Genomic DNA, 20,477 nt, shown 5'->3' with positions numbered 1-20,477 from the left:
TCACGCCGCCTTTGCCGGAGCTGCCGCCGCCAGCCTGCCGGCAGCGTCGAACAGGAAGATGCGGGCGGGATCGAGCCAGGCCGTAACGGCGGCACCTGGCTCCAGGCGGCGCACGCCCGGCACCAGCGCGACCAGGCGATGTTCGCCGACATCGAGATGGACATAGGATTCCGAGCCGGTGATCTCGGAGACGGAGACGTTCGCCGGCAGCTCGATCGCCGGTGCCGGCAGCGCGTCGAGCGCGAGATGATGGGCGCGGAAGCCGATCGTGTAGGCGCCATCGGGGACGCTGGCGAAGGCGCCAGTGGCAGGAATCCTCTGGCCGGTGGAGAGCTTGACCTCTCCACCCTGTTTGACCCCTGAGAGCGTATTGAGCGGCGGATCTGAGAAGACCTGCGCGGTGACGAGGTCATCGGGCTGGCGATAGACCTGCGCGGTCGGGCCGAACTGTGTCACCCTGCCCTGGAACAGCGTCGCGGTATTGCCGCCGAGCAGCAGCGCCTCGCTCGGCTCGGTGGTGGCGTAGACGAAGATCGCGCCGGATTCGGCGAAGATGCGCGGCAATTCCTCGCGCAGCTCCTCGCGCAATTTGTAGTCGAGATTGGCGAGCGGCTCGTCGAGCAGCACGAGTTCGGCCCGCTTCACCAGCGCGCGGGCGATCGCGGTGCGCTGCTGCTGACCGCCAGAGAGCTCGAGCGGCTTGCGCTGGAGATAGGGCTCCAGCCGCAGCAATGCGGCGGCGCTCTTCACCCGGGTCTCGATCTCGCTCGCCGGCAGGCCGGCGACGCGCAGCGGCGAGGCGATGTTCTCGTAGACCGACAGCGCCGGGTAGTTGATGAACTGCTGGTAGACCATCGCGACATTGCGCTTCTGCACCGGCAGCCCGGTGACGTCGCGGCCTTCGATCAGGACCTTGCCGCTGCTGGGTGCATCGAGCCCGGCCATCAGGCGCATCAGCGAGGTCTTGCCGGCGAGCGTGGCGCCGAGCAGCACGTTGAGCGAGCCCTTCTCCAGCGTCAGCGAGATGTCGGCGAGCAGGGTCTCGGCGCCGCGCATCAGGCCGATACTGTCCAGCGTCAGGCTCATCCGCGCGCCTCCATCCTGATGGAAGCGGGTGGCGAGGTCTTTGCGGCCATATAGTCGTCGAGCGCCCGGCGCTGCTCGGGCAAAAAGCGCAGGCCGAGCTTGCTGCGCCGGAACAGCACGTCCTCGGCGCTCACAGCCCATTCCTGGTTCATCAGCCAGGCGACCTCGCGCTCGGTCAGATCGGCGCCGAAGACGCGGCCGAGATCGGCCATCGCCTTGGCGCCTTCGAGCAGGGTTTCCGCACGGGTTCCGTAAGCGCGGGCGAGCCGGCGCGCCAGCTTGCGCTCAAGCCAGGGCCGGGCGGCGCAGATGCGCTCGACCAGTGCCTCGAAGCCCTCGACCGGGAAATCGCCGCCGGGCAGATGCGCCGCGGCGGTCCAGGACGGCGCGCGCAACGCCGGAACGGCTGCAGAGAGCTTCTCGACCGCCGCCTCGGCAAGCCGGCGCGCCGTGGTGATCTTGCCACCGAAGACCGAGAGCAGCGGTGCCGAGCCGGCCGGCTCGTCCAGCGTCAGCACATAGTCGCGCGTCGCTTCCTGCGCCTTGCTGGCGCCGTCGTCATAGAGCGGGCGCACGCCAGAATAGGTCCAGACCACGTCCTCACGCTTGATCGGCTTGCGGAAATATTCGCTCGCCGCGGCGCAGAGATAAGCGATCTCATCCTCGCTGGCGGCGACCTTGGCCGGATCGCCGTCATAGTCCTTGTCGGTGGTGCCGATCAGGGTCAGGTCGCCCTCATAGGGGATCGCGAAAATGATGCGGCCGTCGGCGTTCTGGAAGATGTAGCAGCGCTCGTGCTCGAACAGGCGCGGCACGACGATATGGCTGCCCTGGACCAGCCGCACCGAGGCCGGGCGGTTGCTGGCGACGATGCCGTTCAGCACATCCGCAACCCAGGGGCCGGCTGCGTTGACGAGCACGCGCGCGCTGGTCTCGGCCCGGACGCCGTCGGGCCCCTCGGTCGCGACCACCCAGAGATCGCCCTGGCGGCGGGCACCGATCACCTTGGTGCGCGGCAGGATCCTGGCGCCGTGCTCAGCCGCATCGCGGGCGTTGAGCACGACGAGGCGGGCATCCTCGACCCAGCAATCGGAGTATTCGAATGCGCGGTCGAAACGCGGCTGCAGCGGCTCGCCGGCCGCGTCACGCCGAAGGTCGAGCGAGCGCGTCGCCGGCAAGAGCTTCCGGCCGCCGAGATGGTCGTAGAGGAAGAGGCCGAGCCGCAGCATCCACCAGGGCCGCAGGCCCGCATGATGTGGCAGCACGAAGCGCAGGGGCCGGATGATGTGCGGTGCGGCGCGCCACATCACTTCGCGCTCGGTCAATGCCTCGCGCACCAGCCGGAATTCGTAATGCTCGAGATAGCGCAGCCCGCCATGAATCAGCTTGGTCGAGGCCGAGGAGGTGGCGCTGGCGAGGTCTGATTGCTCGAACAGCACGACCGAGGCTCCGCGCCCCGCCGCATCGCGCGCAATGCCGCAGCCGTTCACGCCGCCGCCGATGATGGCGATGTCGAACACTGGAGCCGTCACGCATTCCTCCCGCGGGCGCCCCTGTGGGTGCCCTCTCAACGCACGGTAGAGCGTGGTTTTTTTGCGCGCAATGGCAAAACGAAAGTGAAAGCGAAAATTCTAGGTTTCGTTTTGGCTGTATGCAGCATGCGAGATCAGCGTTTCGGTTTCGACTACCTTGATGCCCTCGCTGCGGCAGAGCTCGCGCAGCGGCGGCGGGCCGAGCCGATCGGTGACGAAGACGTCGACATCGCGCAGATGACCGATGCGCACTGGGGCGGAGCGCTCGAACTTGGTGCTGTCGGCGACGAGCAGGCACTGCCTGGCGTTCTCGATGATCGCCTGCGAGACGCGAACCTCGCGATAGTCGAAATCGAGCAGCGCCCCCTCCTCGTCGATGGCAGAGGTACCGATCACCGCATAATCGACCTTGAACTGGCGGATCAGGTCGACGGCGGCGGCACCGATCACGCCGCCATCCGAGCGCCGGACCGGCCCGCCGGCGACGATCACCTCGATGTTCTGATGCGGGTAGAGCAGCATCGCGACATGCAGGTTGTTGGTGATCACCAGCAGCCCGTGATGGTCCGACAGGGCGCGCGCCACCTCCTCGGTGGTCGTGCCGATATTGATGAAGAGCGAGGCGTCGTTCGGGATCAGTTCCGCCGCGGCCCGGCCGATCGCCGCCTTCTCGTCGCGGGCGATGAAGCGGCGCGCCTCATAGGCGAGGTTCTCGACGCCGGACGCCACCACGGCCCCGCCATGCACCCGTGACATGATGCGTTGATCGCAAAGCTGGTTCAGGTCCTTGCGGATGGTCTGGGCGCTGACCTCGTAGCGCGCTGCCAGTTCCTCGACATTGACGCGTCCCTGTGCCCTGGCCAGCGCCACGATCTCGCGCTGGCGTGGCGTGATGCTCTCCATGTCGGGCTCCTCGTGACGTGGCGCCAAGCTGACCGCGCCGGCCTGCAGCGTCAACCTCAGACAATTCGACGGCTAATGATTTTCGATGCTTTGGGCCCGTCGAGCGGCTGACGACAAGCGACCTGTCAAAAGACATGCGCGTTTGACAGACAACGCGCTAGCGGTCGAACTGTATCGTCTTCACTCCCGACTCGAAGGCCCGCCTGTGCCGACACAGCTCGACAAGGATGCTCGCTTCCTGCGCGCCGTACTGGCGGCGTCGGACGACTGCATCAAGGTGATCGGCCTCGATGGCACGCTGGAGTTCATGAGCGAGGGCGGCCAGCGTGTGATGGAGGTCCAGGATTTCGAGGCGATCCGCGGCTGTCCGTGGATGCAGTTCTGGGAGGGGGCGGCGAAGGCCGAGGTCGAGGCCGCGCTCGTCGCGGCGCGGGCTGGTCACAGCTACCGTTTTCAGGGGCAAGCCAACACCGCCGCCGGCAATCCGCGCTATTGGGATGTGCAGGTCTCGCCCATCCTCGCGCCTGACGGCAAGCCCGAGGCGATCCTCTCGGTCTCGCGCGACATCACGCAGATGCATGCCGGCGAGGAGCGCTATCGCCTGCTGGCGGGCGAGTTGAACCATCGCATCAAGAACCTGCTCGCCATGGTTTCGGGCATCGTCAACCAGTCGCTGCGCGGCTCCAACGAGCCGCTCGACATGGTGAAACGGCGCCTGTCCGACCGTTTGCAGGCATTGGCGGCGGCGCAGGACGTCTTGATGATGGCGAGCCGCCACGGCGCCGATCTCAGGCAACTGGTCGAGGTCGTGCTGTCGCCGCACCGCTCCGGCGAGCGCCTCGCCGTCGACGGCCCCTCGGTGACGCTCTCGTCGAAATGCGCGCTGGCAATGGCGCTCGCTTTGCACGAACTCGGCACCAATGCAGTGAAATACGGCGCACTGTCGCGGGATGGCGGCCATGTCGACGTCTCCTGGAGCAACCAGGGCGGCGAGTTCCATTTCCGCTGGCAGGAAAGCGGCGGGCCGCCGGTGACAGCGCCGCAGCGGCGCGGCTTCGGCTCGCAGATGATCGAGAAGGTGCTCGGCAGCTATCTCGGCGGCACGGCGCAGCTCGATTTCGCGCCTGATGGCATCGTGCTCCTCCTCGACGCGCCGACTGTGGCGCTGGCGGAAGGCTAGCTGCCGACATCCGGCCACTGTATGGCGGCGCGAAACCGGCTAGTCTTGCCGGCAGGTTCCGGCAGGAGGTCGACACGCTGATGTTGAGGAGGTCGCGCCGCGCCGCCATCCTCGTAGCGGGCCTCGTCGCGTTCGGGCTCGCCTGCGCCGCCTATTCGCTGAATCGGCGCAGTCATGACGCCGCCGCGCTGGAGGAGGCCGGGCGGACCCTGCACCGCCTGATCTCGCAGCGGGTCGATCAGCACGATGCCCATCTGACCAGCCTGTCGGCGCTGGTTCAGGCCGCCGAGCCGGCGCCGGTCGCGACCGTCGAGCAGGTCGCGGCCAGCATCATCCGCTTCTATCCGCGCATCGTCGGCATCGATGTCGTCGACCTCGCCCTGAGCCCGCCGCGCTCATTGCTCGACGTGGCCGACCCCGCTGTCGTCGCAGAGGAGGCGCGGCAGGCCGTCGGCTCGAACCTGCGCACGCGTGCCCTCGACGGCGGCAGCAGATTGCTGCTGGTCAAGCGGGCGCTCACCGACGGTGTCGGCCACTATGCACTCGCCCTGATCATCGACATGAACCGGCTCTCGGCGAGCGATACGCCGCTGCCGGACGATGCGCAGGTTCATCTGCGGCTGATTGCGCCGGGCGAGCCAGGCGACCAGCCGCCGGGCGCCTTCAGCGCCGAGATCGCCAGCCGCACCCAGCCCTTGCGCCTGACGCTGACGACCAGCGCGCCGAGCTGGCCGCTGCCACCGCCGGGCTTTCTGGCGCTCGCGGGCCTGCTCGTCGCCCTCGCCACGTTCCTGGTCGACCGTCTGCTTGAAGCCCGCAGTGCCGCGAAGGAGGCGGCGCGCAAGGCCGTTCTCGCCGAGCAGGATGCGCGTCTCGCCCATGCCGGGCGGGTCAATGCGATGGGCGAGCTCGCTTCCGGCATCGCCCATGAACTGACCCAGCCTCTGACCGCGATCCTTGGCCAGGCCCAGGCGGGGCGGCGGCTGCTGGCGCAGCCAGAGGCGGATCAGGCGGTGCTGGCCGGCGCCTTTGAGGCGATTGCGCGCAATGCCCGCCGCGCCGGCGACATCCTTGGGCGGCTGCGCGCCTGGATCAGCAAATCCGAGCCTGTGGTCGAGAACGTCGACCTGACCGAGCTCGCCGGCGAGGTCGTCCACCTCCTTGCGGCGAACGCTCAGAGTGCCGGTGCAACGCTACGGGTCGGCGGCGACGGCAGTCGGCCGCTGGTGCGGGCCGACCGGGTCCAGCTCGAACAGGTCGTCTTCAACCTTGCCCGCAACGGGCTGGAAGCGGTCGAGGGGCAGGACGGCGAGCGCAGTGTCACCATCGAGGTCGGTACGCAAGGCAGCGATGCCGTCCTCGCGGTTCGCGACAGCGGTCCCGGCTTGTCGCCGGAGGCGCAGGCGCGGCTGTTCGAACCCTTCTTCACCACCAAGCCGGCCGGGCTCGGCCTCGGCCTCGCGCTTTGCGTCCGCTTGGTCGAGCGCTTCGACGGAACGCTCGCCGCCGAGAACGCCGCCGGGGGTGGTGCGGTCTTCAGTGTCCGCCTGCCGCGCGCTGCTGCTGAGGCCCGCAAGGAGGCGGCCGAATGAGCCGGCAGCTCGTCCATCTCATCGACGATGATTGGGAGGTGCGCGAGGCGCTGAGCTTCCTGCTGCGCACTGTCGGGCTCGAGGTCCAGCCGCACGCCGACGGCGCCGCCTTCCTGGAGGCGCTGCCTAACCTGCGACCGGGCTGCATCGTCACCGATATCCGCATGCCGCGCCTGACCGGGCTTAAGCTGCAGGAGCGCCTTGCGGCCGCGCGCTGCCGCTGGCCGGTCGTCGTCATCACCGGCCATGGCGATGTCGAGGCCTGCCGTGCCGCCTTCCGCAACGGCGCCGCCGACTTCCTGACCAAGCCGGTCGACGAGCAGGTACTGATCGACACCGTGCAGGCGGCGCTGGCGACGCTCGACGGCATGCTCGCCGCCGAGAGCGGCACGGCCTCGCTCCGGGAACGGCTCGAGCGCCTGTCTCAGCGCGAGGCCGAGATTCTCGCTCTGATCGCCGAGGGGCGCTCGACCAAGGAGATCGCCCGCGTGCTTGCGATCTCGCCGCGCACCGTCGACACGCACCGTGCCCATATCGCCGAGAAGCTGGAGACGACCTCCGTCGCCGATATGGTCCGGCTGCATCTCGTCGGGGTCGATCGGTAGAACTACGTAGGTTCTGCGCGGATCGCCCGGATGCACGCGCCAGACCGGGCTCGGCATTGTTCCCTCACACCAAAACGGTGGTCACCAGAGGGATCGTCATGTCGTTCGCCCGTCTCGCCATCATGTCTGCCGCCATCGCCCTGCCGACGCTCGCCCAGGCCCAGGTTGCGCAGGTCCGCGCTCTGCCGACCGCGCTTGCCGTCGAACTCGCCCAGGCGACCGTCGCCGCCTGCGCCGCCAAGAATTTCAACGTCGCCGCGACCGTGGTCGACCGCGGCGGCGTCGTGCTGACCACCATCCGCGCCGACCGCGCCGGCCCGCACACCATCGACGCCAGCCGCGCCAAGGCTTTCACCTCGGTTTCGGCCAAGAACAACACCGGCGCCATGGCCGAAACTGCCGCCAACAATGCCGGCGCCCGCAACCTCGTCCATATCCAAGGCTTCCTGCTGCTCGGCGGCGGCGTGCCGGTGAAGGTCGGTGACGAGGTCATCGCCGCAGTCGGCGTCGGCGGCGCTCCGGGTGGCCACCTCGATGAAGAATGCGCCAATGCCGGCCTGCAGGCGATCGCCGCCAAGCTGAAGTGACCGGTCTTCAGTGAGGGGGGGGCGTCAGGGCCGCTGCCGCGAGGCAGCGGCCCTGACCGTTTCAGGCGGCAGGCTTCGCCGTCACGGCGCGCGTCGCCTCGACCGGCATCGCCTTCAGCGTCGCGGCCCAGAAGATGAGCGCGACCGCAGCGATCGCCGCGCCGAGCAGGCTGACGCCGGTCCAGCCGGCCTGGGCGTAGACCAGCGTCGAGCTCGATGAGCCCAGCGCGCTGCCGATCGAATAGAACACCATGTACCCGGCGGTCAGCCGGCTCTGCGCCTCCGGTCGGACCCGGTAGATCATCGCCTGATTGGTGACGTGCACCGCCTGCAGGCCGAAATCGAGGATCAGCACGCCGGCGATCAGAAAAAGGATCGACTGCGGCAGCAGCCCGATCGGCAGCCAGGCGAACAGCATCAGCGCGAGCGCGATGCCGGTGAGGCGCTGGCCGTGGCCGCGATCGGTCCAGGCACCGGCCCGCGTCGCGCCGAGAGCGCCCGCCGCCCCGGCGAGGCCGAACAGGCCGATCGCCGTATGCGACAGCGAGAAGGGCGGAGCCGCGAGCGGCAACACCAGCGGCGTCAGCAGCGTGGTGACGTCGGCGAAGATCAGCATCGCGATCACGGCACGGATCCGCAGCACCTTCTCATCGCGGAACAGAGTGAAGAGCGAGCCGATCAAGCTGGGATAGGAGAGCTGCGCCGGCGGCTTGCGCTCGGCCGGCAAGTTCCAGAACAGGACCGCGGCGATGATCAGCGTCGCTCCCGCCGAAAGCAGGTAGACCGTCCGCCAGCCCGAGAGATCGGCCATCGTGCCAGCAACAGCACGGGCGAGCAGGATGCCGAGCACGATCCCGCTGGTGACCGAGCCGACGACCTGGCCGCGCTCCTCCGGCTTTGCCAGGCTGGCGGCATAGGCGACGAAGGCTTGCGTCACCACGGCGAGGAAACCCATGGCCGCCATCGCGGCGAGGAGCATCGCACCCGAAACCGAGAGGGCGACGCAGATCAGCGCGGCGACCGAGAGCAGCGATTGCAGCACGACGAGCTTGCGGCGGTCGACGAGATCGCCGAGCGGCACCAGCAGGATCAGCCCGAGTCCGTAGCCGAGCTGCGTCGCACCGACGACGAGGCCGACCGTCGCCCGCGACAGCCCGAGGTCGTCGGCGATGATGTCGAGCAGGGGGTGGGCGAAATAGGCGTTGGCGACGGCGAGCCCACTCGCCACCGCGAAGAGCAGGATCATGCCGGCTGAGAGCGGCGTTGCCGAGGCAGGCGATAGGCGTGCGTCGGCGCTCACGGCGCCGGTTGGCGCCGCCTCAAGGTCCAGTCGCATGGGCAGGTCTCCGCTAGATGAGTTTCATCATGAAACTCATTGCGGTGTAGCGGTGTCGGTTTTATCTTGCAACTGAAAGTTCAATCACGGAGCCTTGAGGAGAACGCCGCAGCGATGGTCAAGCGCCGCAGCCTGGTCAGCGATTATTGCCCGAGCGCGCGGGCGCTGGACGCGATCGGCGACTGGTGGTCGATGCTGATCGTGCGCGACGCCTTCGACGGCATGACCCGTTTCAGCGAATTCCAGAAAAGCCTCGGCATCGCCCGCAACATCCTCTCCGAGCGGCTGCGCACGCTGACCGCGCGCGGCATCCTCGAAGCCGTCCCGGCTGCGACCGGCGGGGCGCGCCAGGAGTATCGGCTGACCGCCAAGGGCCGCGATCTCTTCCCGGTGATGGTGGCGCTCAGGCAATGGGGCGAGCAGCACCTGTTCGCCCCGGGCGAGCAGCATTCCTCGCTGATCGAGCGCGACAGCGGCCGCAAGGTCACTTTGACCGTGCAGACCGACGACGGCAGGCCGATCAATGCCGACGGCGCGATGATCCTGAAAGTGCCGGAGACCGACGCTTAAGGGCTAGTCGAGCGAGGCCGGCTCCGCCTTGGGCAGCTTGGCGCGATAGAGCAGGCGCCAGGCATCGGCGCCGAGCGCGAAGCCCTTGCATTTGAGGTCGGCGAGCTGGCGGCCATCGCGTGCGACGAGGATGCCGTCGCGCTCGCCCTGCCCTTTCACGATGATCGAATAGAGCGTGTAGCGCGTAGCGCCGCGGCTGAAGCGGACGATGTCGCCGGCAAAGCCGGCATCGCCGACAACTGCCGTGCTGAAGGCCTGGTCCGGCGGCACCGGAGCTTCCGGATGGGTCAATTCGAGCGCGCCCTTACGGCCGAAGCGATAGGTCAGCCTGCCCTGGCCGGGACCGATGTCGCCGGAGGCGCAGAGCGAGGCGATCTTGCCGCCGATCGCACAGGAGAAGATTGCCGTCTCGCCGGGCTGGCATAGAGAGGGCCGCGTATCGGCCACGGCTGGTCCACAGGCGAGAGCGGCGGCAATGGCGGCCAGGCAGCGCAGCTTCGTCATTTCAGCCATAGTCTCAGCGGGATCTTTCCGGCCTTGCCGCAATCGGCGAAGGCGACGCCGTCTTCGGCCAACGTGCCAGCAACCGCACAGCTTTCCTCGCCGATCACCAGCATCGCGGCATAGCGCTGCCCGTCGCGCCGCAGGTTGAGCGTGCCGGACTTCTCCGCCACCTCGCCCGGCCCGCACAGTGCTAGATGTTTCAGGCTGACCGGCCCGGCGAAATCACGCTTGCGCTTGGAGATGGCCGGTTCCGCCTCGGCGAGCGTCGCCGTCACCGCCCATTCGCTGGCATAGCCGTAGCGGCCGGTGAGCTCGAGCGCCTCAGCCGTCATCGGCATTACGAGCAGGGGCAGGAGCAAATGCGCGCGCATGGATCCTCGCAGCGGAGGAGGCCATGCTAGCCGCAAGTCCACGGCGCGGCCAATGCCGGGCTGCGCTCACTTCGCGGCGGCCCTGCGTCCCCGACTCTGGCGCATGACGGGCCCGCGCTCTATCCTTCGACATTCCCCACGCACAGGACGGGCATAGTGCCGATGGACAAGCGGGTCGAGACGCCGCCGGCGCAGGCGGCGCTTTCCCATGCCGATATCCGGTCGATCCTGACCGGGACCATGCTCGCCATGTTCCTGGCGGCGCTCGACCAGACCATCGTCGCGACCGCAATGCCGACGATCGGCCGCGAGCTCGGCGACGTCGCTCATCTGCCCTGGGTGGTCACCGCCTATCTGCTCGCCTCGACCGCGGTGACGCCGCTCTATGGCAAGTTCGCCGATATCCACGGCCGGCGCGTCACCATGCTCGGCGGCATCGCGATCTTCGTGGTCGGCTCCGCCGCCTGCGCGCTCGCGCCCTCGCTCTGGCTGCTGGTCGCCGCCCGCTTCGTGCAGGGGCTCGGCGGCGGCGGGCTGATCGCGATGGCGCAGACCATCGTCGGCGACATGGTCCCACCGAGAGAGCGCGGCAAGTACCAGGTCTATTTCGCCAGCGTCTTCTTCACCTCCTCGCTGCTCGGGCCCGTGCTCGGCGGCCTGATCTCCGAGGCGCTGCACTGGTCGGTGATCTTCTGGATCAACCTGCCGCTCGGGCTCGGCGCCTACTGGATGACCGACAAGGCCCTGCAGCGCCTGCCGCGACATGAACGGCCGCACAAGCTCGACGTGCTCGGCGCGCTGCTGATGACCAGCGCGACCATGACCCTGCTTCTGGCTCTGTCCTGGGGCGGCACGCATTATCCGTGGAAATCCCCGCAGATCTTCGGCCTCGTCGCCGGTTCGGCCCTGCTCTGGCTTTGCTTCGCCTGGCGCCTGCGCAGCGCCGAAGAGCCGCTGATCCCGCTCACCGTCCTGGCCAATCCGGTTGTCCGCAACGGCACGATCGCCGCCGGCTTCGGCATGGGCACTTTCATCGGCCTGACCATCTATCTGCCGCTCTATTTCGAGACGGTGGCGGGCCTGTCGGCGGCCAATTCCGGGCTCGGCCTGATCCCGCTGACCTGCGGCACCGTCCTCGGCGCGACCTCTTCGGGCCGGGCGATGGGCAAGTTGACCCACTACAAGCGTGTACCGGTCGCCGGGCTCGCCGTCGCGCTTGCCGGCACCGCCGTGCTGATCGCCTATGGCGACCAGCTGCCACTCTGGGCGTTCGGGCTCGTGCTGGCCTTTATCAGCGTCGGCTTCGGCACGCTGCTGCCGGTCGCGACCGTCTCGATCCAGAACGCGGTACCGATGCATCAGCTCGGCACCGCCACGGGCACGGCCAACTTCTTCCGCCAGATCGGCGGGGCCCTGATCGTCGCCATCTTCGGCGCGATCGTGCTCGGCGGCCTCGGCGCCAGCGGCGCCGGGCTATCGGCCGAGACGCTGAAGGCCGGCGGCGTCGACCGCGCGACCATGGTCGGGCTGTTCCGCTATGTCTTCGCCGCAAGTTTCGCGGGATTCGCCCTGGCGCTGCTCTTCCTGCTACGCATGCAGGAGCTGCCGCTGCGCGGCTCGGCGCTCGCTGCCGCGAAGGAGGTGGCGGGGGAGTAGCGGAACGCTCGCACCTGTCGCGCGTTTGCCGCAAGCCCGTCACAGAGCGGCGGCAGCTTGACCCGTCGTGTCAGAGGAGTGCGCCATGTCCGATCTCGTCGTCATCGTCTATCCGACCGAGGCCAAGGCCGAGGAAATGCGGCAGAAGATCATCGGCCTGCAGAAGGAATACCTGATCCAGATCAGCGACGCCGCGATCGCGGTGATGCACGAGGGCGGCAAGATCAAGCTCAACCAGCTGCTCAACACCACGGCGCTCGGCGCCGCCTCGGGCGGTTTCTGGGGCCTGCTGATCGGCGCGATCTTCCTGATGCCGGTCTTCGGCGCAGCGATCGGCGCGGCCTCCGGCGCGCTCGGCGGGGCGCTCACCGACTACGGCGTCAATGACGGCTTCATGAAGGAACTCGCCGCCAATCTGCAGCCGGGCAATGCCGCACTCTTCGTGCTGATCCAGAAGATGACGGCCGACAAGGTGCTCGAGGCGATCACGGGCACCGGCGGCGTCGTGCTCAAGACCTCGCTCGATCATTCGCAGGAGCAGAAGCTGCGCGACGCGCTCGCCGCCTCGCCAGCGGCCCAGCGCCAGGAACTGCCGTCCGCTTCGACCGAGCCGACCCCGAATCCGATCCCCGGCGCCTGAGGCTAGGCTCGGCTTCCGCTATCGCCGCTTGAAGCTCTGCTTGGCGATGGTGAGCGTGACGGTGCGGCCGGTCTCGGCCGACCCTTCCATGCTGTGGGCCTTGAGCTCTGCGCCGACGCCGGTGAGCCGCAGCCCGGCCGGATCGTCGGGCAGGCTCCAGCTCTGCGTGTCGGCATGGAAGGTCAATGGCAGGTCGAAGCGCCCGCTGGCGCCGGCCAGGAAGGCGTTGATCTGGCCGACCGTGCCGGCCTTGGTCTGGTCGAGCCTGACGCGATAGAGCGCGCGCCGGCCGATCAGATCGAGCTCGACACCGACGACGAGATGCTCGGCCGGATGGCGGGTGAAGATGCTGGTCGAGGAGACGCTGCGGCGGTCGATCGTGGCTTCAGCGCTCATGCGCGCGACGCCGCCGGCATCGGTCGACAGGCGCTGGCCTGCGTCCGGGGCGCTGGCTTCGGCCTCAGAGCCGATCGCAACCCTGACAGCATGGCCGGCGAGCGGCTTGCCGGCCTCGTCGACGAGCTTCAGGGTGAGCTTGACCGGCTCGGCCCGCACCGTCGCTGCCGTCAGGGAGAACAGGGCGAAGGCGGCGGCGCTCAGGGCAATCTTCATCACCCGGCGTTTCAGTCGCGCAGCAATTCGTTGATGCCGGTCTTGGCGCGGGTCTGGGCGTCGACCGTCTTGACGATCACGGCGCAATAGAGCGAGGGGCCAGGCGTGCCGTCGTTCAGCGGCTTGCCGGGCAGCGAGCCGGCGACGACTACCGAATAGGGCGGCACCTTGCCGACATGGACCTGGCCGGTGGCGCGATCGACGATCTTGGTCGTGGCCGAGATGAACACGCCCATGGCCAGCACCGAGCCCTCGCCGACGACGACGCCCTCGACCACCTCGGAGCGGGCGCCGATGAAGCAATTGTCCTCGATGATCGTCGGGTTGGCCTGCAGCGGCTCGAGCACGCCACCGATGCCGACGCCGCCGGAAAGGTGCACGTTCTTGCCGATCTGGGCGCAGGAGCCGACCGTCGCCCAGGTGTCGACCATGGTGCCGGAATCGACATAGGCACCGATGTTGACGAAGGACGGCATCAGGATGACGTTCGGCCCGAGATAGGAGCCCTTGCGCGCCGCAGCCGGCGGCACGATGCGGAAGCCGGCGGCGCGGAAGCGGTTCTCGCCCCAGCCGGCGAACTTCGAGGGCACCTTGTCCCAGAACACGCCCTCGCCGGGGCCGTGCGCCATGATCTCGTTGTCGGCGAGGCGGAAGGAGAGCAGCACCGCCTTTTTCAGCCATTGATGCGTGACCCATTCGCCGCCGATCTTCTCGGCAACGCGCGCCTGCCCGGAATCGAGCAATTCGATCGCCTGCTCGACCGCCTCGCGGACCGCGCCCTTGGTGCTGATGCCGATCTCGGCCCGGTTCTCCCAGGCGGCGTCGATGGTGGCGGCGAGATCGGTCAGGGACATGGGCGGCTCTCTCGTCACGGTCGGCCTTGTGCCGACTATCCACGTCTTGCGGCGTGGATGAAAAGGGGAAGATGTGGGTGCCCGGGACGGGCCCGTGCATGACGAGGGTGAGCGATGGCGGAAGCCTGCGGCTCCGTCAAGGCAAAGCGGAACGCGAGCGGCCCAGGCATGTTACAATGCTGAGTGGCTAACCGTACTGGAGGCGAAGATGACCCGGATCCTGATCGCTCTTCTCGCCCTCATCCTGATGGGAACCGCGCTCGCCCAGGCACGGCCGCAATCGCCAGCGCGCAGTTGCGCCGCCAATCGCCAGAGCGTCATCGCCAATGGCGCGATCGTGCTCGGCACCGGCGGCTATACCTATGACCGCTTCGTGGCCCATCGCGGCTTCTGCCAGTTCGATGAAATTGCCGATCCGGCCTGGGTGCCCGCGCGCGATACGCCGCAATGCTTCGTCGGCTATCGCTGCAAGAACGCCTCGCCTTGGGACGACTGAGACGGGTTCAAAAGCCCGTGCGCTGACGGATCGCCGCCGCCAGCGTGCCATCGTCGAGATAGTCAAGCTCGCCGCCAACCGGCACACCGTGGGCGAGCTTGGTCACCTTGACCTCGAGATGCGCCAGGAGGTCGGTGATGAAATGCGCCGTGGTCTGGCCTTCGACCGTGGCGTTGAGCGCGAGGATGACTTCCTTGATCGCCGGATCGGAGGCACGCGCGACCAGCGCATCGAGCGAGAGGTTCTCGGGCCTTATGCCGTCGAGCGCCGAGAGCACGCCGCCGAGCACATGATAGCGCCCGCCGACCGCGCCGGAGCGCTCCAGCGCCCAGAGATCGGCGATATCGGCGACGACGACGATCAGGCTCTCGTCGCGGCGCGGATCGCGGCAGAGCCCGCACGGGTCGCTGGTATCGACATTGCCGCAGGTCGAGCAGACGACGATGCGTTCGCGCGCCACCGCCATCGCTTCGGCCAGCGGGCCGAGCAATTGCTCGCGCTTCTTGACGAGGTGGAGCGCGGCGCGCCGGGCCGAGCGCGGACCCAGGCCCGGCAGCTTGGCCAGGAGCTGGATCAGGCGCTCGATCTCGGGGCCGGCGATGGTTTTCGACATGGCTCTATAGGGCGTCATGGCCAGCCTCGGGCCGACCATCTCGGGACAAGAGGGTTCGTCTGCGAGAGATGCTCGGGTCAAGCCCGAGCATGACGGTGCTACCGGCTCAGAACAGCTTCATGCCGGGCGGGATCGGCAGGCCGCGGGTGACCTCGGCCATCCGCTCCTGCACCGAACGCTCGGCCTTGTTGCGAGCGTCGTTGCTGGCGGAGATGACGAGGTCCTCGAGGATCTCCTCCTCGCCCTGAACCATCAGGCTCGGGTCGATCTTCACCGATTTCAGCACGTTCTTGGCGGTCATCACCACCTTGACCAGCCCGCCGCCGGCCGAGCCCTCGAATTCGAGTGTCTCGAGCTGGGCCTGCATCTCGGCCATCTTCTTCTGCATGTCCTGCGCCTGCTTCATCAGGCCCATCATGTCGCGCATGGCGGCGCTCCCTTATCAGTTGTCGGTCCAGAATTCGACGCCGTCGAAATCGGGCTCGCTGTCGTCGAAAAGCGGCTCGATTTCGGGCAGGTCATCGTCACCGCCTGCGGCCGCTGCAGGCGCTTCAGCCTCCGCCGCGCGCGGATCGCGGACGTCGATGATGCGCGCGCCCGGGAAGCGCTCCATCACGGCGCGCACGGCCGGATGGTTGGCGGCGTCGTTCTCGCGCTTGTCGCGTGCTGCCGCCGCCTGCTCGCGCAGGGTCGCCGTACCCTCGGCGTTGACGACGGCGACCAACCAGGTCTGGCCGGTCCACTCCTTCAGCCGCTTCGACAGATCGTTGGCGAGCATGCGGTTGCCGTGCTCGGCGAGCGCGAACTCGATCCGTCCCTGCTCGAAGCGCACCAGGCGGACATCGCGCTCGAGCGCCAGCTTCATGGTGATGTCGCGCTGGCGCGAGGCGAGTGCGACGACCTCTTCGAAGCTCTGCGGCTGCGGCAGGGCGCTGGCGCGCGTCTGCGCGACAGGCGCCGCGGCGAGCATCGGATTAGCGCTGGCGAGCACGGGGCGGGCCGCCAGCGCGGTCGCGCCGCCGCCAGAGGGCGGGCGCGGCGCGGCGGAGCCGTTTCCACCGACGGCCCCGCTGCCGTCGCGCAGCATCCTGAGCGCCTCGTCGGGCGTCGGCAGGTCGGCGGCATGGGCGAGACGCACCAGCGCCATCTCGGCCGCCATCACCGGCCGATCGGCCTGGCGGACCTCACTGACCGCCTTCAGCAGCATCTGCCAGGCCCGCGCCAGCACGCGGACCGACAGGCGCTGGGCAAAGTCGGCGCCGCGCACGCGTTCGGCCTGCGAGAGGCTGTTGTCCCTGGCGGCCTCAGGCACGAGCTTGAGGCGGGTCACCAGATGGCTGAACTCGGCGAGATCGGAAAGCACGACGGCGGGGTCGGCGCCGGCATCGTATTGCGCCCGAAGCTCGGTCAGCGCTCCGGCGATGTCGCCCTTCATCACCAGTTCGAACAGATCGATGACGCGCGCCCGGTCGGAGAGGCCGAGCATGTTGCGGACTTCGTCCAACGTGATCCTGCCGCCGGCATGGGCGATCGCCTGGTCGAGGATCGAGAGCGAATCGCGCACCGAGCCCTCGGCGGCCCGCGCCACCGCGGCGAGCGCCTCCTCCTCGGCCTCGATGCCCTCCGCCCGGCAGATCCTGTCGAGATGCCCGACCAGGAGCGCCGCATCGACGCGGCGCAGGTCGAAGCGCTGGCAGCGCGACAGTACCGTGACCGGAACCTTGCGGATCTCGGTGGTGGCGAAGATGAACTTGGCGTGCGGTGGCGGCTCCTCCAGTGTCTTCAGGAAGGCGTTGAAGGCGCCTCCCGAAAGCATGTGGACCTCGTCGATGATGTAGACCTTGTAGCGCGCGCTGGTCGGCGCGTAGCGCACCGCGTCATTGATCTGGCGGACATTGTCGACGCCGTTGTTCGAGGCGGCGTCGATCTCCATCACGTCGATGTGGCGGCCCTCGACGATCGCCTGGCAATGCACGCCGAAATTCGTGAGATCGGTGGTCGGCGCGCCGCTGCCGTCGGGGTTCTGGAAATTCAGGGCCCGGGCCAGGATGCGCGCCGTCGTGGTCTTGCCGACGCCGCGCACGCCGGTCAGCATCCAGGCCTGCGGGATGCGGCCGGCCGCGAAGGCATTGGTCAGCGTCCGGACCATGGCGTCCTGGCCGATCAGGTCGCCAAAATGCGCCGGCCGGTACTTGCGCGCCAGGACGCGATAGCCGGCGGGTGCTGCGGCCGGGGCTGGCGCCGGAGCCATGCCGGGGAAACCCGGCTCGTCGGCGGGGACGGTCTCGTCGGTCATGCCCCTGCTTTCGCCAATCGCGGCGCGGCGGTCAACGCCGCATCTGCCGCAGGCGGCGCGAACACGTCAGCAATGTGAGAATAAGGCGCTTCGCGAGCGGCGCTGAAGTAGGAGGTTGGACGAAGACCCGTTCGGTCTCGTTACGGCTGCTTCCTTCCGGACCTGACCGGGTTGGCGAGTGAGACGTCCCTCGCCAACCTCCCGAGCGCTATATCGTCGCTTTGGCGGGCGAGCGCAAGTCCGCGGCAAAATGCGCCGCTGCGACGGCGCGGCGCAGGCGTTTCGGCATTGACTTGGGCTGTCCCATCCGCCATAAGCCCGCGACCTGCGCTGCCTACCGGGCTGCGCGGACCCTTTTTGCATGACAGGCCTGGCTGGCATCGGCTTTCCTGCGAAAGCTGTGCTCGCCCTGCCGATCAAGGCCCCGGAGACGGACCGTGAAGAGAACCTATCAACCCAGCAAGCTGGTGCGTAAGCGCCGCCACGGCTACCGCGCCCGCATGGCGACCAAGGGCGGCCGCAAGGTCATTGCCGCCCGTCGCGCCCACGGCCGCAAGCGTCTGTCGGCCTGATGAGCTCAAGGCGCGCGGTCAAGGCGCGCCCGTTCCGGAAGACTGGCCAACCGCCATGCGCCTCGCCCGTCTGACGCAACGCAAGGACTTTCTCGCGGCGGCCGAGCACGGCCGCCGTTTTCGTTCGTCCGCCTTCACCGCGCAAGTCCTCGACAAGCCGGAGCAGGAAAGCCTGCGCCTCGGGCTGACCGCCTCGCGCAAGACCGGCAACGCCGTGGTGCGCAACCGCATCCGCCGGCGCCTGCGCGCTGCCGCCGCGCTCGCTTTGGCGGAGCAGACCGGCAAGCCCTGCGACCTCGTGATCGTCGCGCGGCCCGAGACCGTGAACGCAGCATTCGCGGTCATGGTCGACGACATTGCGGTCGCGCTCGACCGTGCCCGCCCGAGCAGCGGCAAGCGCCGCCCCGATCGGCGCTCATCTCCGCGCCAAGCCTCATAAGGCCCGCCAGGGCCGCCAGCGAGACCGTTTTCAGACGATGATGAAAGAAGACAACCGCAACCTGCTGCTGGCGATCACGCTCTCGGTCGTCGTGCTGCTCGGCTGGCAGTATTTCTACGGCCTGCCGCAGGCCGAGAAGCAGAAGCAGATCGCCCAGCAGAACCAGCAGACGCAGAGCCAGCAGGCGACGCAGCCCTCCGGGGCGCCGACCGCCTCCGGCGCCGCTCCGGCGCCCGGCACTGCGCCGGCGCAGCCCGGCCAGGCTCCGGTCACGGCGGCCCCTGCCGCCGCGACCCGCGAGGCGGCGCTCGCCGCCGGTCCGCGCCTCAAGATCGACACGGGGAAGATCGCCGGCTCGCTCTCGCTGACCGGCGCGCGCATCGACGACATCTCGCTCAAGGCCTATCACGAGACGGTCGACCCGAAGAGCCCGATCATCGTGCTGCTCTCGCCGGCCGGCGGCCCGAACGCCTACTATTCCGATTTCGGCTGGGTCGCCGGGCCGGGCGCCAATGTCCCGCTTCCGAACGCCAATACGGTCTGGAGCGCCGACAGCGATGTCCTGACCTCGGCCAAGCCGGTGACACTCACCTGGGACAACGGCCAGGGCCTCACGTTCAAGCGCACCATCGCGGTCGACGACAACGCCATGTTCTCGATCCGCGACGAGGTCGAGAACAAGGGCACGAACCCGGTCTCGCTCTATCCCTATGGCCAGGTCGTGCGCGTCGGCAAGCCGGCGACGCTCGGCTACTACGTGCTGCATGAGGGCATGATCGGCTCGCTCGGCGAGCAGGGCCTGCAGGAATACACCTACGACGCCATCGACAAGGAGCCGGCGCTCGGCTCGGCGACGCATGGCAAGGCCTGGAAGGATGTCGTCGGCGGCTTCGTCGGCATCACCGACAAGTACTGGGCCGCCGCCGCGATCCCGGACCAGGGCAAGAAGTACGAAGGCCGCTATTCCTCGGTGCAGACCGGCTCGGTGCGCACCTACCAGGCCGATTTCCTCGGCGAAGCCGTCAATGTCGCGCCGGGTGCTTCGGCCAGCGCCTCCTCGCGCCTGTTCGCCGGCGCCAAGGAAGTCGCGGCGATCGACGGCTACGAGAAGAACCAGGGCATCAAGCGCTTCGAGCTGATGATCGACTGGGGCTGGTTCTATTTCATCACGAAGCCGATGTTCTACGTGATGGACTGGGTCTACAAGCATGTCGGGAATTTCGGCATCGCGATCCTGGTCGTGACCGTCCTGCTGAAGGGCCTGTTCTTCCCGCTCGCCAACAAGTCCTACGCCTCGATGGCGAAGATGAAGGCGGTTCAGCCGGAGATGATGGCGATCCGCGAGCGCTATGCTGACGACAAGATGAAGCAGCAGCAGGCGCTGATGGAGCTGTACAAGACGCAGAAGATCAACCCGCTCGCCGGCTGCTGGCCGGTGCTGGTGCAGATCCCGGTCTTCTTCGCGCTCTACAAGATCCTGTTCATCACCATCGAGATGCGGCACGCGCCGTTCTACGGCTGGATCAAGGACCTCGCCGCGCCCGATCCGACCAATCTCTTCAATCTGTTCGGCGCCCTGCCGTTCACGCCGCCGGCCATGCTGCATCTCGGCATCTGGCCGATCCTGATGGGCATCACGATGTTCGTGCAGATGAAGATGAACCCGGAGCCGCCGGATCCGGTCCAGAAGATGATGTTCACCTGGATGCCGGTGTTCTTCACCTTCCTGCTCGGTTCGTTCCCGGCCGGCCTGGTGATCTACTGGACCTGGAACAACCTGCTATCGGTGACGCAGCAAGGCTTCATCATGAAGAAGCACGGCGTCAAGATCGAGCTCTGGGACAACATCAAGGCCATGTTCGGCAAGAAGCCGGCCGCGGCTGGCGCCGTAACCGCGCCCAAGCCGGCGAACAGCAACAAGAAGTGAGGTGGCGGGGCGAGAGCCCCGACCGCACGACATGAAACGCCGGATCCCTCCTGGGCTCCGGCGTTTTGCGTTTGCTGCCAGGCTTGCGCCGCCTCGCGGCTTGTCC

The 20,477-nt window shown here is 68.1% G+C and carries 22 protein-coding genes and 1 other RNA gene; 11 read left to right on the top strand and 12 right to left on the bottom strand.

What is annotated here, in order from left to right; all coding sequences use genetic code 11:
• The 3 genes from ACWIGM_RS28090 to ACWIGM_RS28080 all read right to left on the bottom strand — a co-directional run bounded on the left by ACWIGM_RS28090 (position 1) and on the right by ACWIGM_RS28080 (position 3,521).
• Positions 1 to 1,086: an ABC transporter ATP-binding protein gene (locus tag ACWIGM_RS28090; protein WP_454029260.1), complete on the bottom strand. Its 1,086-nt coding sequence runs from the start codon at positions 1,084 to 1,086 to the stop codon at positions 1 to 3.
• On the bottom strand, positions 1,083 to 2,618 hold the full coding sequence (glpD, locus tag ACWIGM_RS28085; RefSeq protein ID WP_454029259.1) for a glycerol-3-phosphate dehydrogenase: 1,536 nt from the start codon (positions 2,616 to 2,618) through the stop codon (positions 1,083 to 1,085). The genes ACWIGM_RS28090 and glpD overlap by 4 nt, the downstream gene beginning before the upstream one ends.
• 99 nt (positions 2,619 to 2,717) lie before the next feature.
• Positions 2,718 to 3,521 (bottom strand): DeoR/GlpR family DNA-binding transcription regulator, encoded by an 804-nt coding sequence (locus ACWIGM_RS28080; RefSeq protein WP_454029258.1) that lies wholly within the window; start codon positions 3,519 to 3,521, stop codon positions 2,718 to 2,720.
• A 205-nt stretch (positions 3,522 to 3,726) separates the two neighbouring features.
• On the opposite strand from ACWIGM_RS28080, the gene ACWIGM_RS28075 reads away from it, so the two are divergent.
• The 4 genes from ACWIGM_RS28075 to ACWIGM_RS28060 all read left to right on the top strand — a co-directional run bounded on the left by ACWIGM_RS28075 (position 3,727) and on the right by ACWIGM_RS28060 (position 7,485).
• Complete coding sequence (locus ACWIGM_RS28075; protein WP_454029257.1) at positions 3,727 to 4,701, top strand: sensor histidine kinase; 975 nt, start codon at positions 3,727 to 3,729, stop codon at positions 4,699 to 4,701.
• 80 nt (positions 4,702 to 4,781) lie between these two features.
• A complete protein-coding gene (locus tag ACWIGM_RS28070) occupies positions 4,782 to 6,293 on the top strand; it encodes a sensor histidine kinase (protein WP_454029256.1) in 1,512 nt (503 codons plus the stop codon).
• Positions 6,290 to 6,898: a response regulator transcription factor gene (locus ACWIGM_RS28065; RefSeq protein ID WP_454029255.1), complete on the top strand. Its 609-nt coding sequence runs from the start codon at positions 6,290 to 6,292 to the stop codon at positions 6,896 to 6,898. Before ACWIGM_RS28070 ends, ACWIGM_RS28065 begins: the two co-directional genes overlap by 4 nt.
• A 98-nt stretch (positions 6,899 to 6,996) precedes the next feature.
• Complete coding sequence (locus ACWIGM_RS28060; protein WP_454029254.1) at positions 6,997 to 7,485, top strand: GlcG/HbpS family heme-binding protein; 489 nt, start codon at positions 6,997 to 6,999, stop codon at positions 7,483 to 7,485.
• Between the two features lie 61 nt (positions 7,486 to 7,546).
• Here ACWIGM_RS28060 and ACWIGM_RS28055 read toward each other — a convergent pair whose 3' ends face one another.
• Entirely contained in the window at positions 7,547 to 8,821 is a 1,275-nt protein-coding gene (locus ACWIGM_RS28055; RefSeq protein ID WP_454029253.1) for an MFS transporter, read from the bottom strand.
• 114 nt (positions 8,822 to 8,935) lie between these two features.
• Here ACWIGM_RS28055 and ACWIGM_RS28050 point away from each other — a divergent pair, with 114 nt between their 5' ends.
• Positions 8,936 to 9,391 (top strand): winged helix-turn-helix transcriptional regulator, encoded by a 456-nt coding sequence (locus tag ACWIGM_RS28050; protein ID WP_454029252.1) that lies wholly within the window; start codon positions 8,936 to 8,938, stop codon positions 9,389 to 9,391.
• 3 nt (positions 9,392 to 9,394) lie between these two features.
• On the opposite strand, the gene ACWIGM_RS28045 is transcribed toward ACWIGM_RS28050, so the two are convergent.
• Both ACWIGM_RS28045 and ACWIGM_RS28040 read right to left on the bottom strand, forming a co-directional pair.
• On the bottom strand, positions 9,395 to 9,895 hold the full coding sequence (locus ACWIGM_RS28045; RefSeq protein WP_454029251.1) for a hypothetical protein: 501 nt from the start codon (positions 9,893 to 9,895) through the stop codon (positions 9,395 to 9,397).
• On the bottom strand, positions 9,892 to 10,266 hold the full coding sequence (locus ACWIGM_RS28040) for a hypothetical protein (RefSeq protein WP_454029250.1): 375 nt from the start codon (positions 10,264 to 10,266) through the stop codon (positions 9,892 to 9,894). The genes ACWIGM_RS28045 and ACWIGM_RS28040 overlap by 4 nt, the downstream gene beginning before the upstream one ends.
• A 162-nt stretch (positions 10,267 to 10,428) precedes the next feature.
• On the opposite strand from ACWIGM_RS28040, the gene ACWIGM_RS28035 reads away from it, so the two are divergent.
• A complete protein-coding gene (locus ACWIGM_RS28035) occupies positions 10,429 to 11,922 on the top strand; it encodes an MDR family MFS transporter (RefSeq protein WP_454029249.1) in 1,494 nt (497 codons plus the stop codon).
• Positions 11,923 to 12,007: 85 nt separating this feature from the next.
• Complete coding sequence (locus ACWIGM_RS28030) at positions 12,008 to 12,562, top strand: DUF1269 domain-containing protein (protein WP_454029248.1); 555 nt, start codon at positions 12,008 to 12,010, stop codon at positions 12,560 to 12,562.
• 18 nt (positions 12,563 to 12,580) lie between these two features.
• Here ACWIGM_RS28030 and ACWIGM_RS28025 read toward each other — a convergent pair whose 3' ends face one another.
• Both ACWIGM_RS28025 and dapD read right to left on the bottom strand, forming a co-directional pair.
• On the bottom strand, positions 12,581 to 13,174 hold the full coding sequence (locus ACWIGM_RS28025) for a hypothetical protein (protein WP_454029247.1): 594 nt from the start codon (positions 13,172 to 13,174) through the stop codon (positions 12,581 to 12,583).
• 11 nt (positions 13,175 to 13,185) lie between these two features.
• Entirely contained in the window at positions 13,186 to 14,028 is an 843-nt protein-coding gene (dapD, locus tag ACWIGM_RS28020; RefSeq protein WP_454029246.1) for a 2,3,4,5-tetrahydropyridine-2,6-dicarboxylate N-succinyltransferase, read from the bottom strand.
• Positions 14,029 to 14,236: 208 nt separating this feature from the next.
• On the opposite strand from dapD, the gene ACWIGM_RS28015 reads away from it, so the two are divergent.
• Complete coding sequence (locus tag ACWIGM_RS28015; RefSeq protein ID WP_454029245.1) at positions 14,237 to 14,524, top strand: hypothetical protein; 288 nt, start codon at positions 14,237 to 14,239, stop codon at positions 14,522 to 14,524.
• A 7-nt stretch (positions 14,525 to 14,531) separates the two neighbouring features.
• Here the strand turns inward: ACWIGM_RS28015 and recR are convergent, their stop codons facing one another.
• From recR to ffs, 4 genes are all read right to left on the bottom strand, one after another.
• On the bottom strand, positions 14,532 to 15,137 hold the full coding sequence (gene recR / locus ACWIGM_RS28010) for a recombination mediator RecR (protein ID WP_454029418.1): 606 nt from the start codon (positions 15,135 to 15,137) through the stop codon (positions 14,532 to 14,534).
• A 106-nt stretch (positions 15,138 to 15,243) separates the two neighbouring features.
• Positions 15,244 to 15,564, bottom strand: a complete 321-nt coding sequence (locus ACWIGM_RS28005) for a YbaB/EbfC family nucleoid-associated protein (protein WP_454029244.1) — start codon at positions 15,562 to 15,564, stop codon at positions 15,244 to 15,246.
• Positions 15,565 to 15,579: 15 nt separating this feature from the next.
• Positions 15,580 to 17,433, bottom strand: coding sequence for a DNA polymerase III subunit gamma/tau (locus tag ACWIGM_RS28000; RefSeq protein WP_454029243.1), 1,854 nt, complete (start codon positions 17,431 to 17,433; stop codon positions 15,580 to 15,582).
• 106 nt (positions 17,434 to 17,539) lie between these two features.
• An RNA gene (gene ffs / locus ACWIGM_RS27995) (signal recognition particle sRNA small type) lies at positions 17,540 to 17,636 on the bottom strand.
• A 234-nt stretch (positions 17,637 to 17,870) separates the two neighbouring features.
• Between ffs and rpmH the strand changes: the two genes are divergently transcribed.
• The 3 genes from rpmH to yidC are packed head-to-tail and all read left to right on the top strand — an operon-like array spanning position 17,871 to position 20,371.
• A complete protein-coding gene (gene rpmH, locus ACWIGM_RS27990) occupies positions 17,871 to 18,005 on the top strand; it encodes a 50S ribosomal protein L34 (RefSeq protein ID WP_038364779.1) in 135 nt (44 codons plus the stop codon).
• A 55-nt stretch (positions 18,006 to 18,060) separates the two neighbouring features.
• Entirely contained in the window at positions 18,061 to 18,444 is a 384-nt protein-coding gene (rnpA, locus tag ACWIGM_RS27985; protein WP_454029242.1) for a ribonuclease P protein component, read from the top strand.
• A gap of 40 nt (positions 18,445 to 18,484) precedes the next feature.
• Complete coding sequence (gene yidC / locus ACWIGM_RS27980; protein ID WP_454029241.1) at positions 18,485 to 20,371, top strand: membrane protein insertase YidC; 1,887 nt, start codon at positions 18,485 to 18,487, stop codon at positions 20,369 to 20,371.
• The last annotated feature ends 106 nt before the right edge of the window (positions 20,372 to 20,477 follow it).

It is taken from the genome of Allobosea sp. NPDC055332, from assembly GCF_053645455.1.
The sequence above is the reverse complement of the archived record's forward strand: the minus strand, read 5'-3'. Positions and strand labels throughout refer to the sequence as shown.